Source organism: Streptococcus handemini (genome assembly GCF_040984445.1).
In the GTDB taxonomy this organism is placed as follows: Bacteria; Bacillota; Bacilli; order Lactobacillales; family Streptococcaceae; genus Streptococcus; species Streptococcus handemini.
In genome coordinates this window covers 15,046-31,218 of the sequence record NZ_JBFRYH010000022.1, presented here as the reverse complement: position 1 = coordinate 31,218, position 16,173 = coordinate 15,046, and the positions used below count along the sequence as shown (strand labels likewise).

General features: G+C 43.3%; 18 protein-coding genes and 1 pseudogene. 18 read left to right on the top strand and 1 reads right to left on the bottom strand.

All coding sequences use genetic code 11. The features are described from left to right. The 3 genes and pseudogenes from ABPH35_RS04995 to lacD all read left to right on the top strand — a co-directional run. Positions 1 to 108, top strand: a pseudogene (locus tag ABPH35_RS04995) (IS30 family transposase); the annotation flags it as partial. Positions 109 to 279: 171 nt separating this feature from the next. After that, entirely contained in the window at positions 280 to 1,428 is a 1,149-nt protein-coding gene (nagA, locus tag ABPH35_RS04990; protein ID WP_349988612.1) for an N-acetylglucosamine-6-phosphate deacetylase, read from the top strand. Positions 1,429 to 1,511: 83 nt separating this feature from the next. Further along, positions 1,512 to 2,510 (top strand): tagatose-bisphosphate aldolase, encoded by a 999-nt coding sequence (gene lacD / locus ABPH35_RS04985; RefSeq protein ID WP_349988611.1) that lies wholly within the window; start codon positions 1,512 to 1,514, stop codon positions 2,508 to 2,510. A gap of 64 nt (positions 2,511 to 2,574) precedes the next feature. Here the strand turns inward: lacD and ABPH35_RS04980 are convergent, their stop codons facing one another. Continuing rightward, a complete protein-coding gene (locus tag ABPH35_RS04980) occupies positions 2,575 to 3,924 on the bottom strand; it encodes an aspartate kinase (protein ID WP_349988610.1) in 1,350 nt (449 codons plus the stop codon). A 140-nt stretch (positions 3,925 to 4,064) separates the two neighbouring features. Between ABPH35_RS04980 and ABPH35_RS10985 the strand changes: the two genes are divergently transcribed. From ABPH35_RS10985 to ABPH35_RS04910, 15 genes are all read left to right on the top strand, one after another. Further along, complete coding sequence (locus ABPH35_RS10985) at positions 4,065 to 4,205, top strand: hypothetical protein (protein WP_405054565.1); 141 nt, start codon at positions 4,065 to 4,067, stop codon at positions 4,203 to 4,205. A gap of 26 nt (positions 4,206 to 4,231) precedes the next feature. Then, positions 4,232 to 4,708 (top strand): HAD family hydrolase, encoded by a 477-nt coding sequence (locus ABPH35_RS04975; protein WP_405054564.1) that lies wholly within the window; start codon positions 4,232 to 4,234, stop codon positions 4,706 to 4,708. A 738-nt stretch (positions 4,709 to 5,446) separates the two neighbouring features. Further along, the gene (fabM, locus tag ABPH35_RS04970; RefSeq protein ID WP_349988608.1) at positions 5,447 to 6,238 is read left to right on the top strand and encodes a trans-2-decenoyl-ACP isomerase; all 792 of its coding nucleotides are present in this window, start codon (positions 5,447 to 5,449) and stop codon (positions 6,236 to 6,238) included. A 119-nt stretch (positions 6,239 to 6,357) separates the two neighbouring features. Next, positions 6,358 to 6,792: a fatty acid biosynthesis transcriptional regulator FabT gene (gene fabT, locus ABPH35_RS04965; RefSeq protein ID WP_349988607.1), complete on the top strand. Its 435-nt coding sequence runs from the start codon at positions 6,358 to 6,360 to the stop codon at positions 6,790 to 6,792. Beyond that, positions 6,789 to 7,766, top strand: a complete 978-nt coding sequence (locus ABPH35_RS04960; protein ID WP_368849634.1) for a beta-ketoacyl-ACP synthase 3 — start codon at positions 6,789 to 6,791, stop codon at positions 7,764 to 7,766. The genes fabT and ABPH35_RS04960 overlap by 4 nt, the downstream gene beginning before the upstream one ends. 59 nt (positions 7,767 to 7,825) lie before the next feature. Further along, on the top strand, positions 7,826 to 8,050 hold the full coding sequence (locus tag ABPH35_RS04955) for an acyl carrier protein (RefSeq protein WP_067086589.1): 225 nt from the start codon (positions 7,826 to 7,828) through the stop codon (positions 8,048 to 8,050). A 195-nt stretch (positions 8,051 to 8,245) separates the two neighbouring features. Next, positions 8,246 to 9,211, top strand: coding sequence for an enoyl-[acyl-carrier-protein] reductase FabK (gene fabK, locus ABPH35_RS04950; protein WP_368849633.1), 966 nt, complete (start codon positions 8,246 to 8,248; stop codon positions 9,209 to 9,211). Position 9,212: 1 nt separating this feature from the next. Continuing rightward, entirely contained in the window at positions 9,213 to 10,136 is a 924-nt protein-coding gene (fabD, locus tag ABPH35_RS04945; protein ID WP_349988604.1) for an ACP S-malonyltransferase, read from the top strand. A 3-nt stretch (positions 10,137 to 10,139) separates the two neighbouring features. Further along, positions 10,140 to 10,874, top strand: coding sequence for a 3-oxoacyl-[acyl-carrier-protein] reductase (fabG, locus tag ABPH35_RS04940; RefSeq protein ID WP_349988603.1), 735 nt, complete (start codon positions 10,140 to 10,142; stop codon positions 10,872 to 10,874). A gap of 11 nt (positions 10,875 to 10,885) precedes the next feature. Next, a complete protein-coding gene (gene fabF, locus ABPH35_RS04935; RefSeq protein WP_349988602.1) occupies positions 10,886 to 12,118 on the top strand; it encodes a beta-ketoacyl-ACP synthase II in 1,233 nt (410 codons plus the stop codon). Further along, on the top strand, positions 12,119 to 12,565 hold the full coding sequence (accB, locus tag ABPH35_RS04930; protein WP_349988601.1) for an acetyl-CoA carboxylase biotin carboxyl carrier protein: 447 nt from the start codon (positions 12,119 to 12,121) through the stop codon (positions 12,563 to 12,565). Continuing rightward, entirely contained in the window at positions 12,562 to 12,984 is a 423-nt protein-coding gene (fabZ, locus tag ABPH35_RS04925; protein ID WP_349988600.1) for a 3-hydroxyacyl-ACP dehydratase FabZ, read from the top strand. Before accB ends, fabZ begins: the two co-directional genes overlap by 4 nt. 16 nt (positions 12,985 to 13,000) lie before the next feature. After that, the gene (gene accC / locus ABPH35_RS04920; protein WP_349988599.1) at positions 13,001 to 14,371 is read left to right on the top strand and encodes an acetyl-CoA carboxylase biotin carboxylase subunit; all 1,371 of its coding nucleotides are present in this window, start codon (positions 13,001 to 13,003) and stop codon (positions 14,369 to 14,371) included. A gap of 34 nt (positions 14,372 to 14,405) precedes the next feature. Further along, entirely contained in the window at positions 14,406 to 15,272 is an 867-nt protein-coding gene (gene accD, locus ABPH35_RS04915) for an acetyl-CoA carboxylase, carboxyltransferase subunit beta (RefSeq protein ID WP_349988598.1), read from the top strand. After that, a complete protein-coding gene (locus tag ABPH35_RS04910) occupies positions 15,269 to 16,036 on the top strand; it encodes an acetyl-CoA carboxylase carboxyl transferase subunit alpha (RefSeq protein WP_349988597.1) in 768 nt (255 codons plus the stop codon). The genes accD and ABPH35_RS04910 overlap by 4 nt, the downstream gene beginning before the upstream one ends. Positions 16,037 to 16,173 lie beyond the last annotated feature (137 nt).

The following is a 16,173-nucleotide window of genomic DNA, read 5'->3' as shown; positions in this document are numbered from 1 at the left end:
AAAAATGCGACGCAACAACAAGTCGCATTTATTGAAAACTGGATTAACAACTATCCAAAGAAGATATTGGGTTACAAATCTCCTAGAGAATTTTTACAGACTGGCTAACTTGAACTTGAAATTTAGCATGTCTTTTTTAGTGACAGAAAAAGCTAGCTAGGCTTGAGAAATAACTTGACAATTTACGAAAAGGTGAGTACAATAAGGAAGAGAGGTTATAACCAGTTTTTGGTTAATATGTTAATTTAGTAGAATCGAGTCTTTTAGAAAGGAGACAACATGGCATACTATATTTTTGCAAAATCCATTATCTTGTCAGATCGAGAGGTTGAAAATGCCTATTTAGAGATTACAGATGATGGTCAATTTGGTGTGATTATGACAGAAAAGCCAGAAGGCACAATTGTAGACTATTCAGGCTATCATATTGGGCCTGGTCTAGTGGATACCCATATCCATGGCTATGCTTCGTATGACGTTATGGACAATGATTTTGAAGGGATTAAGGTGATTTCAGAAGGGCTCTTGTCTTGTGGTGTTACTTCTTGGTTACCAACAACCCTAACGGATTCAACAGAGAATTTAGATGCGGTCTGTGAAACCATTGGTTGTCATGCAGGTGAAGAAACTGGTGCAAAAATTCAAGGTATTTTCCTAGAGGGACCATTCTTTACTGAGAAATACAAGGGAGCACAAAATCCTAAGTATATGGGCGATCCGTCTATTGAGAAATTGGACAAATGGCACCGCTTGTCAGAAGGTTTGGTCAATAAGATTGCGATTGCCCCAGAACGTGATGGAGTAGAGGAATTTATCCACTTTGCCAATGAGAAAAAGATTCATACTGCCCTTGCCCATAGTGATGCAACCTATGCACAAGCCCAAAAGGCTGTTGAAGCGGGAGCGAATATCTTCGTCCATGTTTACAATGGGATGAGTGGGCTTCATCATAGAGAGCCAGGCATGGTCGGTGCGGCGCTCGATTTGAAAAATGTCTTTGCTGAAGTTATCTGTGATGGTCACCATGTACATCCTGCAGCAGTCGATATTGTGTTGAAAGCGCGTGGGGTAGAAGAAACCGTTCTCATCACAGACTGTATGCGTGCAGGTGGCCAAGGGGAAGGAGATTCTCGTTTGGGTGAATTTGAGGTTGTGGTTAAAGACGGAACAGCTCGGTTGAAACACAATGGCAGTCTGGCGGGTTCTATCTTGGAATTGATTCAAGCAGTAGAACATATCGTGGAATGGGGCTTGGCAAGTTTACCAGACGCTGTCCGTATGGCGTCACTCGCTCCAGCAAAATCTGTCAACATTGATCATGTATGTGGACAAATTGCAGCAGGTCGGGCGGCAGACTTTATAGTAGTCGATGATCAAGGTCGTTTACAGGCTACGTATTTGGATGGTGTGAAGCGCTTTGGTGTCTAGACTGTTCTTTAATATCTAACGGCAATTCAATTGGCGAAAGCTAAAATAATGAATGATAGTCTATTTTATCTAGGAGGAAGATAATGGAAAAATTACAACTTTCACAGGCTAAGTATGATCATTTAGTTCGTCTATCAAATGATGAAAAAGTGATTGCAGCCCTTGCAATTGATCAACGTGGTGCTTTGAAACGGCTCTTGTCTGCAGCGGCAGATGCTGATTTTGGAGATGAGATTTTAGTTGATTTTAAAAAGGTCATTTCAAGTGATTTGACTCAGTATGCTAGCTCCATCTTATTGGATGCGGAATATGGTGTACCAGCTTCAGAATTGCGCCACCCAGATTGTGGATTTATTGCAGCCTATGAAAAAACAGGCTATGATGCGTCAACACCAGGTCGCTTACCAGACTTGCTTCCAAATTGGTCTGCAAAACGGATTAAAGAATTGGGTGCAGATGCGGTGAAAATCTTACTGTACTATGATGTAGATGATAAGCCAGAAATTAACGATATCAAGCATGCTTGGATTGAACGAATCGGTAGTGAGTGTATCGCTGAAGATATTCCTTACTTTGTGGAAATCTTGACTTACGATGCTAGCGATATGGATGTGACATCTCGCGAATATGCAGCCTTGAAACCTCATAAAGTGAATGGTGCTATGCGTGAATTTAGCAAAGCTCGCTACAATGCTGACGTCTTGAAGGTGGAAGTTCCGGTTAATATGAATTTTGTGGAAGGCTATACAGATCAAGAACCTGTTTACAGCCTAGAAGAAGCAAAAGCATACTTTAAAGAACAATCAGAAACAACTCACTTACCATTTATTTTCTTGAGTGCTGGTGTATCTGCTAAACTCTTCCAAGAAACACTTGTGGTAGCCAAAGAAGCAGGTTCTAGCTTTAATGGTGTGCTGTGTGGTCGTGCAACATGGAAAGATGCAGTAGCTGTCTTTGCGAAAGAAGGAGAAGCTGCAGCTAAGGCATGGTTGGCAGACCAAGGTCGTCAGAATATGGAAGAATTGAATGGTGTTCTCGCAACAACTGCAAGTTCTTGGCTTGATAAAGTAGAAGTCAAGTAAGATGCTATATACAGCAAAAAAATCCAACTCTGATGTCAGAGTTGGATTTTTAGTTAGGATAGATTTAGCCGAAAAAGGCTTTATACAAGGCTTTGAGGGCTTTTTCTTTTTCTTCTGTTTTGATAGCGAATAGGACAGATACTTCGCTAGCACCTTGAGAAATCATAGTCAAGTTGACATTTTCTTGAGAGAGGGCAGCTGTTGCGGTAGCTGTTACCCCGACATGACTCTTCATGTTTTCACCGACAATCATGATAATCGACAGACCATGTTCGATTTCTGCCTTATCGACTTCTAGCTTAGAATTGAGCTGACGGAGGATTTCTTCTTCCTTGATTGGTGTCAATTCACGACTACGTAAAACAAGTGAGAGGTCATCGATTCCAGTCGGCATATGTTCCCAACGAATATTGAGGTCTTCGAGGATATTTAAGACTTTCCGGCCAAAACCGACTTCTCGGTTCATCAAGTATTTGGACATATTGATGCTGACAAAGCCATCGTCTGCTGCGATTCCGACAACTGGCAAGGTATGGTCGCTATGTTTGAGTACAATACGTGTACCAGGGTGATCAGGGTTATTGGTATTTTTAATGACAAGAGGAATGCGGCCACGATAGGCAGGAAGTAAGGCTTCATCGTGAAGGACAGAGAATCCAGCGTAGGCCAACTCCCGCATTTCACGATAGGTTAATTCTTTGATCGAATGTGGGTTGTGGATGATTCCAGGGTGAGCGGCAAAAATACCGTCAACATCTGTAAAGTTTTCATAGAGATCAGCCTTAACACCAGCAGCAATGATAGAACCAGTAATATCTGATCCACCACGGGAGAAGGTACAGATTTGGTTATCAACTGTTACCCCAAAGAATCCAGGAATAACGAGGGCTTCGTCTGCCTGGCTCAACTCTTCAATTTTATCGTAGCTAGAAGGTAAGATACGTGCGTTTCCGGGTTCTGAACTCACAATGATACCTGCTTTTTTAGGATGAATATAGCGAGCAGGAACACCTTTATAGGTGAAATATTCAGCAACTAATTTGGCGTTGTTATCTTCTCCTGCTGCTAAAAAAGCATCATAGAGAAAGTCATTGTCTTCAATCGGCAGCGTTGCAAGGCTTAGAATACTATCTGCGATTTTTTTCATACACTTGCCTGGGAAATCTAGCTCATCCACCATGGCTTGATAGCGATTGATAATCCATTCTTGGCTAGCGGAGACATCTTTACCGTCTATATATTCTTTGTAATATTTTATCAGGGCGTCTGTTACCTTGGTGTCATTGCTATCTCGTTTACCAGGGGCAGATACGACGATAAATCGACGCTCTGAATCTGCTTGGACAATGTTGAATACTTTTTCAAGTTGGGTAGCTGATGCAAGTGAACTACCACCAAATTTAGTCACTTTCATAAAAATTTTCAATCTCCTTTTATACTTTTCATCATTATAGCAAAAACTGATACACTTGTCAGTAGCCTTATTGCGAAAGTTTGGGAATGTTCTGAATTATGTTATAATGAGCATTAGAGGAACTGGAAAAGGAATGGCAGATGATCTACAAAGGAATGATTTTTGATATGGATGGTGTCTTATTTCAGACAGAGCACTTCTACTATCAACGTAGGGCTGATTTTTTAGCGACAAAAGGTTTATCAGTTGCCCATCTAGACCAGACCCTGCTATTTTTGTAGGAGGAAGAGCAAATCAAGTTTGGAAGTTGGTCCTGCAAGATGACTATGATAACCGGGACATTCCAGCTCTGGAAGAAGAATACAGATGCTACAAAGAAGGACGGCCAACGCCCTATGGCGATTCTCTCTTTCCAGATGTGCCAAAGGTATTGTCTTATCTAAAGAAACAGAAAATAGAATTAGCCCTTGCTTCGAATACCGATCGCACGGAGATTGAGCGTGCTTTGACAGAAGCAGGGATTTATTCGTATTTTTCCTATATTTTTTCTGGGACGGAATGCCGTGCTTGTAAGCCGGATCCTGAAGTCTATGAAAAGGCTTGTGCTGCGCTAGGATTTTCCAAGTCTGAAACCTTGGTAATCGAAGATAGTCCTAAGGGAATTGAGGCAGGAAAGGCTGCTGGTCTGACAGTTTGGGCCATTCGAGATCAAGAATTAGGTTTGGATCAGTCGCAGGCAGATGATTTTTTAGACAGTTTGAGTGACTTGTATGATAGGCTGTAAGGAGGAGGCGTTGGGGCCTCTTTTACTATTGTTTAAGCTAGAAGAGCAAACTGATACTCAGTTAATTTCAAAAATAACTTTTTTGATCTTTTCTTAAGTAGTGCGGACGGAAGCAACCTCCTTCGGAGTTTCATTCCTAATTTTTGAGCCTAGGTCTCAAAAATTCCGTTATTAGTGACAGTAGCACTGTCACTAATCATACCACTACGGCGAAACTATCCTTTTAAGCTCACTTCGTTCGCTCTAAACTGCGGAATCTAAGAACCTGTATTTATAAGCGAAGTCATTCTAATGGGGAGCTTCTACTCGTCAAAAATCAAAGTCTGACGTCGTCAACTCACCTTGCTTCAACAGTCCGGTGGACTGTTGAAGGTTGGAAATAAGGATTATGTCATAATCCTCAGCTAATATTAGTCCAAACTAGTGGTTCAGTGGAGACGAGCTATGCTCGCTCTATTTCTCACCTTCCACAATTCTCAATTGTGGAAGCTAGTCAGATTTTGATTTTTATAGAGTATGAAAATCTCGTAATCGCTAGTTCGTTTTTCGGCTGTCACACTAGGAGATGGTTTTTCTAAAAGAATTTGTGATAGAATAACTCCAATACTTGAAACCTCTTTCTTTGAGGTGTCAAATTATCATTGTTTCGCTGTGATTTACGACATGGTTCACTCGTCAAAACAAAACGATGCTAATAACTAAAAGTTGACAGTCTATAGCCATAAAAGGAGGACAAAGATGATCTATGAAACGATTCGGTACGAAGTAGAAGAGCGTATTGCTAGGCTGACCTTATGTCGACCAGAAGTCTCAAACGGCTTTAATATTCCCATGTGTGAAGAAATCCTAGATGCAATTGAAAAAGCAAGCTTGGTAGAGGAAGTTATGATTCTTATCATTCAAGCAGAAGGAACTGTTTTTTCAATTGGAGGCGATTTAGTGGAAATGAAACGTGCGGTGGATGAAGATGATATTGCTTCTTTGGTTCGCATCGCAGAGTTGGTCAACCGGATTTCCTTTGCAATAAAGAAATGTCCAAAGCCAGTCATCGTGTTGGCAGACGGAGCGGTAGCGGGCGCGGCAGCCAATATGGCAGTTGCAGCTGATTTTGTCATTGCATCGGATAAGACGCGATTTATCCAAGCCTTTGTAGGAGTTGGTTTAGCACCTGATGCAGGTGGCTTATTTCTCTTGAGTCGCAGTATTGGTGCGAGTCGCGCGAGTCAATTGGTCATGACAGGAGAAAGTCTCACTGCAGAAAAAGCCTATGACTACGGATTTGTCTACCGAGTGGTTGAACAAGAAAAGATGGATAAGACTTGCCAGCAGTTGATTAAACGTCTCTTACGGCATTCTCCAAATTCCTACCGTGCCATTAAAGAATTGATATGGAAGAGTGAGTTTGAACAGTGGGAAGAATACACTCAGTTGGAGTTGAGACTGCAGCGTGAACTTGCTTTTAAAGAGGATTTTAAGGAAGGGGTTCGTGCGCATTTTGATAGACGGAGACCGCAATTTACAGGTAAATAACACCTTATCTTATATGTGAATTTTCCATTATTGAAATCGGATGTGACAAAAAATATTTGACAATCAAACTAATCTGTCGTATACTTTGAGAGTCAAAGTATGTAAGGAGGCATTCGGTTGTGGAAGAAGCAAAGATAAATGAGTATCTAACGGCTATTTTCAATAATGTATTGATTATTGAAGAGACCAGTCTACGTGGTAGTCGTTTTAAGGATATTTCAATCAAGGAAATGCACACAATTGATGTTATTGGTGACAGAGACGGTGTGACTCCGAGTCATGTAGCCCATGCTTTGATGGTTACACTTGGTACGGTGACAACCAGTTTGAATAATTTGGAACGAAAAGGCTATATCGAGCGGGTCAGATCGACCAGAGATCGCCGTGTGGTTCATCTTCATTTGACAAAAAAAGGAAGATTGGTCTATCGTCTGCACCAACGATTTCACAAAGAAATGGTGCGGCAAATTACCTCAGACATGGATGAAGCTGAATATAAGGTCATGAAAAAAGGCCTCTTGAAACTTTATCATTTCTTGGAGGACTTAAAATGACAAGCTTTGCAAAAATCAGTCATGTAGCCCATTATGTTCCAGAGCAAGTCATTGAAAATGATCAATTGACGGAGCTAATGGATACGAGTGATGAATGGATTGCTTCTCGGACTGGAATTCGCAGGCGCCATATCACAAGGAATGAGGATACGAGTGATTTAGCCATACAGGTAGCAAAGCAATTGCTACAAAAGAGTGGCTATGCTCCAGAAACGATTGATTTTATTATCCTTGCAACAATTACCCCGGATTCAGCGATGCCGTCGACGGCAGCACGTGTTCAGGCTAATATCGGTGCGAGTCAAGCCTTTGCCTACGATTTGGTTGCAGCTTGTTCTGGGTTTGTCTTTGCCTTATCGACTGCTGAAAAGTTGATTGCTTCAGGACGTTACCAAAGAGGGATGGTCATTGGTGCAGAAACACTTTCTAAAACCCTTGATTGGTCAGATAGAAGCACGGCTGTTCTCTTTGGAGATGGTGCAGGAGGTATCCTATTGGATGTGGCAGATCAGCCGCATTTTCTAGGGGAAATTCATCGGACAGATGGTAGCAGAGGAATGGATTTACAATCGGGTGTGGCAGGACTTTCTTCCCCTTTTTCAGAAACAGGTGTCAGCAATCCGTATCTGAAAATGGAAGGGCGCTCTATCTTTGAATTTGCAATGCGAGATGTGACCAAGACCATACAAGATTTGCTTGTCCGTCACGGTTTGTCGGATGATGAGATCGATTATTATTTATTACATCAGGCTAATCGGCGGATTTTGGAAAAAATGGCTAAGAAATTGGGAAGCAATCTAGCGAAATTTCCAGCCAATATGAACGAGTATGGCAATACCAGTGCAGCAAGCATTCCGATTTTACTATCGGAGTGTGTCGAGCAGGGTAGCGTTCTCCTTGACGGTAGCCAAACTCTTGTGATGAGTGGATTTGGTGGCGGTCTTACTTGGGGAGCTATTCTATTAAAACTTTAGTTAATGAACTGTTTTTACAGTTATTAAAAATTTTTAATTTTCTTTAAAGGAGAACTATCATGGCAGTATTTGAAAAAGTACAAGCAATTATCGTTGAAGAACTTGGTAAGGATGCAGAAGAAGTAACCCTTACAACAACATTTGAAGATTTAGATGCAGATTCATTGGACTTGTTCCAAGTGATTTCAGAAATCGAAGACGAATTTGATATTCAAATCGAATCAGAAGAAGGGCTGAACACGGTAGCTGATTTAGTGGCTTACGTGGAAGCACAAACAAAATAAAACGCAACGAAGATAAACGATAAAAATGCTAGTTTCTAGCATTTTTACTAGAGCAAATAATTTGAAAGTCAAAACATTGAAATATCAAATTATTTATAAAACGGTAGTGAGTAAAAGATGCTCACTTCCTTGTTTAGTTAATTATTTGATAATCAAATGATTAACTAAGCAAATGAAGAATTGAAAGAGGACAGTATGCAAACAAAGATTACAGAATTACTGGGTATTGAGTATCCGATTTTCCAAGGCGGTATGGCTTGGGTGGCAGATGGCGATTTAGCTGGTGCGGTATCTAATGCAGGAGGTCTAGGGATTATCGGTGGCGGAAATGCCCCCAAAGAAGTTGTAAAAGCCAATATCGACAAGGTCAAGGCCTTGACAGATAAGCCTTTTGGGGTCAATATCATGCTCTTGTCTCCCTTTGTCGATGATATTGTCGACTTGGTCATTGAAGAGGGTGTAAAAGTGGTGACAACTGGGGCTGGCAATCCTAGAAAATATATGGAACGTTTCCACGCGGCAGGGATTACAGTGATTCCGGTTGTTCCAAGTGTCGCCCTTGCAAAACGAATGGAAAAATTGGGTGTCGATGCGGTTATTGCAGAAGGAATGGAAGCAGGAGGTCACATTGGAAAATTGACAACCATGACCTTGGTCCGTCAGGTCGTAGAAGCTGTTTCGATTCCAGTAATTGCAGCGGGGGGTATCGCAGACGGTCACGGGGCAGCTGCGGCCTTTATGCTAGGAGCGGAAGCAGTACAAGTTGGGACACGTTTTGTGGTGGCGAAAGAATCCAATGCGCATCCCAACTTCAAGGCTAAGATTTTAAAAGCAAAAGATATTGATACGACTATTTCTGCTCAAGTTGTAGGTCATCCTGTACGTGCAATCAAAAATAAGTTGGCAACAGCTTATGCCAGCGCGGAAAAAGACTTCCTACGTGGGGTAAAAACGAGCGAAGACATTGAAGTTTTGGGGGCTGGCGCTCTGCGCAATGCGGTTGTAGACGGTGATGTGGACTATGGCTCAGTCATGGCAGGACAGATTGCTGGCTTGATTACAAAAGAAGAATCATGTGCGGAGATTGTGCGTGATATTTATGATGGAGCAACTCGTGTCATCAAAGAACAGGCTGCACGCTGGGTGACAGATGGAGAATAAGATGACAAAAACAGCCTATTTATTTGCAGGTCAGGGAGCCCAATACCTAGGTATGGGAAGGGACTTGTATGACCAGTATGAGATTGTCAGGAAAACCTTTGATGAGGCGACCAGTGTCCTTGGCTATGATGTGCGAGCCCTGATTGATTCGGATGATGAAAAACTCAATCAAACTCGCTATACTCAGCCAGCGATTTTAACGACATCGGTTGCCATTTGGCGCTTGTTGCAAGAAAAAGGAGCAAGCGCAGATATGGTGGCAGGTCTCTCCTTGGGTGAATATAGTGCCTTGGTAGCTTCAGGTGCTTTGGACTTTAAAGAGGCAGTTGCCTTGGTCGCCAAGCGTGGAGAATATATGGAAACTGCTGCGCCAGCAGGGAGTGGAAAAATGGTCGCCGTCTTGAATGCAGACTTGGAGACAATTGCGAGTGCCTGTCAAGCTGCGTCAAGTTATGGTATTGTAGCGCCTGCCAACTACAACACACCTGCTCAGATTGTAATTGGTGGCGAAGTTGCTGCAGTCGATAGAGCTGTAGATTTGCTGAAAGAGGCTGGTGTCAAGCGCTTGATTCCACTCAATGTATCAGGTCCTTTTCATACAGCCTTGCTAGAACCTGCTTCAAAGCAATTAGCAACAGTCTTAACGACGGTTTCTTTTCGTGATTTTGCCCTTCCCTTGGTTGGCAATACGCTAGCTCAGGTGATGACCAAAGAAGAAATCGTTCCTCTTTTGACACGTCAGGTGATGGAGCCTGTTCGTTTCTATGATTCGATTGCTTGTATGCAGGCAGCTGGGGTGACAGAATTTGTCGAAATTGGTCCAGGAGCAGTTCTGTCAGGCTTTTTGAAAAAAATTGATCGTTCAGCACGTGTCCGACAGGTCGAAAATCTTGCTACGCTGGCAGCATTTATGGCAGAGGAGTAAAAAATGGAAGTAAATGGAAAAAATGTATTGATTACAGGCTCTAGTCGTGGAATTGGACTAGGAATTGCCCATGAATTTGCAAGGCAAGGAGCTAATGTCATCTTAAATGGGCGTAGTAACATTTCCGAAGAGGTAATAGAGAGTTTTGCAGCCTATGGTGTTCAAGTCCACGTGGTGTTGGGCAATGTTTCGGACTCCAGTGAAGCACAGCGCATGGTGGCAGAAGCCATTGAATATGCAGGTTCTGTCGATATTTTGATCAACAATGCTGGTGTTACAAAAGATGGCTTGGCACTAAGGATGTCAGAAGATGATTTTGAGGCAGTATTAAAGGTCAATCTGACAGGGACTTTCAATATGGCCCAAGCTGTTTTGAAACCGATGATCAAGGCGAAAGCTGGAGCCATTATCAATGTCTCTAGTGTCGTGGGATTGACAGGTAATGCTGGGCAGGCCAATTATGCGGCTTCTAAAGCAGGTGTGATTGGATTGACAAAGTCGATTGCTCGTGAGGTTGCAGGCCGAAATATCCGTGTTAATGCCATTGCCCCAGGATTTATCGAATCAGACATGACAGCTGTACTGTCTGATAAAATCAAAGACGCCATGCTCGGACAGATTCCGATGAAACGTTTTGGACTTGCACAGGAAGTGGCTGAAGTGGCTGTTTTCCTAGCCCGCCAAGAATACCTTACTGGCCAAGTCATCGCTATCGACGGTGGCTTAACCATGCAATAAAGGAGTAAGACATGACAACAAACCGTGTAGTAGTAACAGGATATGGCCTAACATCGCCGATTGGAAATACACCTGAAGAATTTTGGAATAGCTTGAAATCTGGAAAAGTCGGGATTGGTCCCATTACCAAATTTGATACGAGTGACTACAATGTCCATAATGCTGCAGAAGTGACGGATTTTCCATTTGATAAATATTTCGTCAAAAAAGATACTAATCGGTATGATTTGTATTCGCTTTATGCCTTGTATGCGGCTCATGAGGCAATTGCTCATGCCGCTTTAGATACTGATTGCCTCGATCGTGACCGTTTTGGTGTGATTGTCTCAACTGGTATCGGTGGTATCAAGGAAATCGAAGAGCAAGTTGAAAAAATGAACACCAAGGGTGCTAAGCGCATTCGTCCGATGACCCTTCCAAAAGCTCTTCCTAATATGGCTGCTGGAAATATTGCCATGCAGGTTGGAGCAAATGGAGTCTGCAAATGTGTGATTACTGCTTGTGCCTCATCCAATGATGCAATTGGGGAGGCCTTTCGTGAAATCAAATTTGGGTTTCAAGATGTGATGCTGGCAGGTGGTTCAGAAGCAGCGATTACCCCATTTGCAATCGGTGGTTTCCAAGCCTTGACCGCTCTTTCCACTACCGAAGATCCATTGAGGGCTTCGATTCCCTTTGATAAGGATCGTAACGGCTTTGTTATGGGAGAGGGTGCGGCCGTTCTGGTCTTAGAGAGCTTGGAGCATGCTGAAAAACGTGGAGCGACTATCTTAGCAGAAATCGTAGGATATGGAAATACCTGCGATGCCCACCACATGACCTCTCCTCATCCAGAAGGACTTGGTGCCATTAAGGCGATGAAATTGGCTATTGGTGAAGCAGGTTTAGAACCTCAAGATATTGACTATATCAATGCTCATGGGACCTCTACTCCAGCCAATGAAAAGGGCGAGAGTCAAGCGATTGTAGCGGTGTTTGGAACGAATACGCCAGTTTCTTCTACCAAGTCTTACACAGGTCATCTTTTAGGAGCAGCAGGAGCCGTTGAGGCGGTTGCGGTGATTGAAGCCATGCGCCATTCTCATGCTCCAAAGACAGCAGGAACGACAGAATTGTCTGACTATATTGAAGCAGATGTCATTTATGGTCAAGGGCGTGATATGGAGATTCGCCATGCGATCTCAAACACCTTTGGTTTCGGTGGACACAATGCGGTCATTGCCTTTAAACGTTGGGAGGATTAAGTGAACAATACAGAGATTAAGGACTTGATGAGCCAGTTTGATCAGTCAAGTTTACGGGAATTTTCTTATACAAGTGACGGTGTTCAGCTAGTCTTTAGTAAAAATGAGCACAAGGCTGAAACAGCCGCTCCAGTTGTAGTACCAGTTGCTGCTCCGCAAGTGGAAGCGGCACCAGCTTCAGCTAGAGGGTTTACACCTAATGCTACTAGTGAAGGGACAGTAGTAGAAAGTCCTCTTGTGGGCGTAGCCTATCTGTCACCGTCACCAGATAAGCCAGCCTTTGTCTCCGTTGGGGATACCGTCAAGAAAGGTCAGACAGTGATGATTATCGAGGCTATGAAAGTCATGAATGAAATTCCTGCTTCGTGTGACGGTATTGTGGCTGAAGTGTTAGTCGCAAATGAAGATGTGATTGAATTTGGACAAGGATTGGTGCGGATTGTATGATGGATATTCAACAAATTAAAGAAGCTCTTCCTCACCGCTACCCCATGCTCTTGGTCGATCGGGTTCTTGAGGTGAAAGAAGATGAGATTGTCGCCTTAAAAAATGTGACGATTAACGAGCCTTTCTTTAAGGGGCATTTTCCAGACTATCCAGTCATGCCAGGAGTTCTTATCATGGAAGCTCTAGCGCAGACAGCAGGCGTCTTGGAATTATCCAAGGAAGAAAATAAGGGCAAGCTCGTCTTTTACGCGGGCATGGATAAGGTCAAATTTAAAAAGCAAGTCGTGCCAGGAGATCAACTCATTATGACAGCCCGTTTTGTCAAACGCCGTGGTACGATTGCAGTTGTAGAAGCCAAGGCAGAGGTAGACGGCAAACTTGCTGCTAGTGGTGTTTTAACCTTTGCAATCGGCAAGTAGGAGAAAGGAGGAGAGCATGTTTCGGAAAATACTGATAGCCAATCGTGGCGAGATTGCTGTGCGGATTATTCGTGCGGCGCGTGAATTGGGGATTGCAACGGTGGCCGTCTATTCAACGGCTGACGAGGAAGCTCTCCATACCATGCTAGCAGACGAAGCCATTTGTATTGGTCCAGCTCGTTCGCGGGATTCTTATTTGAACATGAATGCCATTGTTTCTGCCGCAGTGGTGACAGGGGCAGAGGCCATTCATCCAGGATTTGGCTTTTTAAGTGAAAATTCAACCTTTGCGACCCTTTGTTCCGAAGTAGGAATCACATTTATCGGACCGTCTGGAAAAGTTATGGACACTATGGGGGATAAAATCAATGCTAGAAAAAAGATGATTGCGGCAAATGTCCCTGTGATTCCAGGTTCAGATGGAGAAGTATTTACAGCTGAAGAGGCAACTGCCATTGCTGAAAAAATTGGTTATCCTGTCATGCTAAAAGCCTCGGCTGGTGGTGGCGGAAAAGGAATTCGCAAGGTAGAAAAAGCAGCAGACCTAAGCGCAGCTTTTGAATCTGCTTCCAGCGAAGCCAAGGCTGCATTTGGAAATGGGGCGATGTACTTGGAGCGGGTCATCTATCCAGCCAGACACATTGAAGTTCAGATTTTAGCAGACCGATACGGTCATGTTGTGCATTTAGGGGAGCGGGATTGCTCGCTTCAGCGTAACAATCAAAAGGTGCTGGAAGAAGCTCCTTCGATTGCTATCGGACAAACACTTCGTGAACAGATTGGTCAAGCAGCGGTGCGTGCAGCCACAGCGGTTGGTTATGAAAATGCAGGAACAATTGAATTTCTCTTAGACGAAGCAAGTGGTCAGTTTTATTTCATGGAAATGAACACCCGTGTTCAGGTAGAACATCCTGTAACAGAATTTGTCACAGGTATTGATATTGTCAAGGAACAGATTCGCATTGCGTCAGGGCAAGAATTGAGTGTAACTCAAGATGAGATCAGGATTCAAGGGCATGCTATTGAATGCCGCATCAATGCTGAAAATCCAGCCTTTAACTTTGCACCAAGTCCAGGTAAGATTTCTAATCTTTACCTACCGAGTGGTGGTGTTGGAGTGCGAGTAGATTCGGCGGTTTATCCAGGGTACACGATTCCGCCCTATTACGACAGTATGATTGCCAAGGTTATCGTGCATGGTGCCAATCGCTTTGAAGCTCTTATGAAAATGCAGCGAGCCTTGTATGAACTTGAAATTGACGGCCTAGTGACCAATACAGATTTTCAATTAGACTTGATTGCAGATAAACGTGTGGTAGCAGGAGATTATGACACAGCCTACCTCATGGAAGAATTTTTACCTCGTTATCGTGTAGCAGTAGAGTAAGTTGTGCTAGTCAGGAGAAAAGAAGGAGGAGCCAATGGCTTTATTTAGAAAAAAAGATAAATACATTCGCATCAATCCCAATCGATCGCTCATTAACACGTCTTCTCATAAAAAACCAGAAGTGCCTGATGCTCTGTTTTCAAAGTGTCCTGCCTGCAAGCGTTTGATTTACCAGAAAGAGCTGGGTCAGGAAAAAATGTGTCAACATTGCTCCTATGTCTTTCGAATTGGCGCTTACGAGCGTTTGGCGTTAACAGTCGATGAAGATTCCTTTAAAGAATTGTTTACAGGTATTGAGACGACCAATCCTCTCAATTTCCCCCAGTATACCGAGAAGTTAGCAGCAGTCCGTGTGAAAACAGGTTTGGACGAAGCAGTATTGACAGGCAAGGCAGAGATTTTAGGACAGGAAGTAGCACTCGGTATCATGGATGCCTCCTTTATCATGGCTAGTATGGGGACCGTGGTTGGTGAAAAAATAACCCGTTTGTTTGAATATGCGACAGAGCAACAATTGCCAGTCGTCCTGTTTACGGCTTCGGGTGGTGCTCGGATGCAGGAAGGGATTATGAGTCTCATGCAAATGGCAAAGATTTCCGCAGCTGTTAAGCGCCATTCCAATGCAGGTTTGTTTTATTTGACCATTCTGACGGATCCAACGACAGGTGGAGTCACTGCTTCTTTTGCCATGGAGGGCGACATTATTCTAGCGGAACCACAGGCCTTAGTGGGTTTTGCAGGTCGTCGCGTTATTGAAACGACCGTACGAGAGCAGCTACCAGATGATTTTCAAAAGGCTGAATTTTTACAGGAACATGGATTTGTCGATGCGATTGTTAAGCGTCAGGAATTGCGGGACACAATTGGTTTTCTAGTTAGACTGCATGGAGGAAAGAGATGACGGAGATTGCAAAAATCATTCGGCAGGCGCGTGATCAGGCTAGGTTGACCAGTCTGGATTATGCTCGTCTGCTCTTAGATGAGTTCATAGAATTGCATGGTGATCGTCAATTTCGTGATGACGGTGCAGTCATCGGTGGACTCGGTCTCTTAGGTGGAATGCCTGTTACAGTTGTGGGGATTCAAAAAGGCAAGAGTTTGCAAGATAATTTGAAACGAAATTTTGGTCAGCCACATCCAGAAGGGTATCGAAAGGCCTTGCGCTTGATGAAACAGGCTGAGAAATTTGGTCGACCAATTCTGACGCTGATTAACACGGCTGGAGCCTATCCAGGAATTAGTGCGGAAGAGCGGGGTCAAGGGGAAGCAATTGCTCGTAATCTCATGGAAATGAGTGATTTAAAGGTTCCCATTATTGCTTTAATCATCGGTGAAGGTGGATCAGGTGGTGCGCTCGCCCTAGCAGTAGCAGACCGAGTCTGGATGTTGGAGAATGCCATTTATGCAGTGCTTAGCCCAGAGGGATTTGCTTCTATTTTATGGAAAGATGCTAGTCGCGCCATGGAAGCTGCCAAGCTCATGAAAATTACCTCCTATGAGCTATTGGAAATGGGAGTGGTTGACAAGGTCATTTCAGAAAAAGGCAGCCAGAAAGAAGTCGTGGAAGGCTTAAGAAAAGAATTGATGACTAGTTTTGCGGAGTTACAATCCTGTTCAAGAGAGCAATTAGTCGCAGAACGCTATGAGCGTTTCCGAAAATATTAAAAAATGAGGAACAGCGTGATTTTGAAGAAATCACCTGTCCTCATTTTTTATGCTTAGATAAAAAGTTCATATTCTATGCCTATATTGCTCTAAAAAATAGATTGAGCAAGCCTCAACCTATTTTTATCTATAAAACT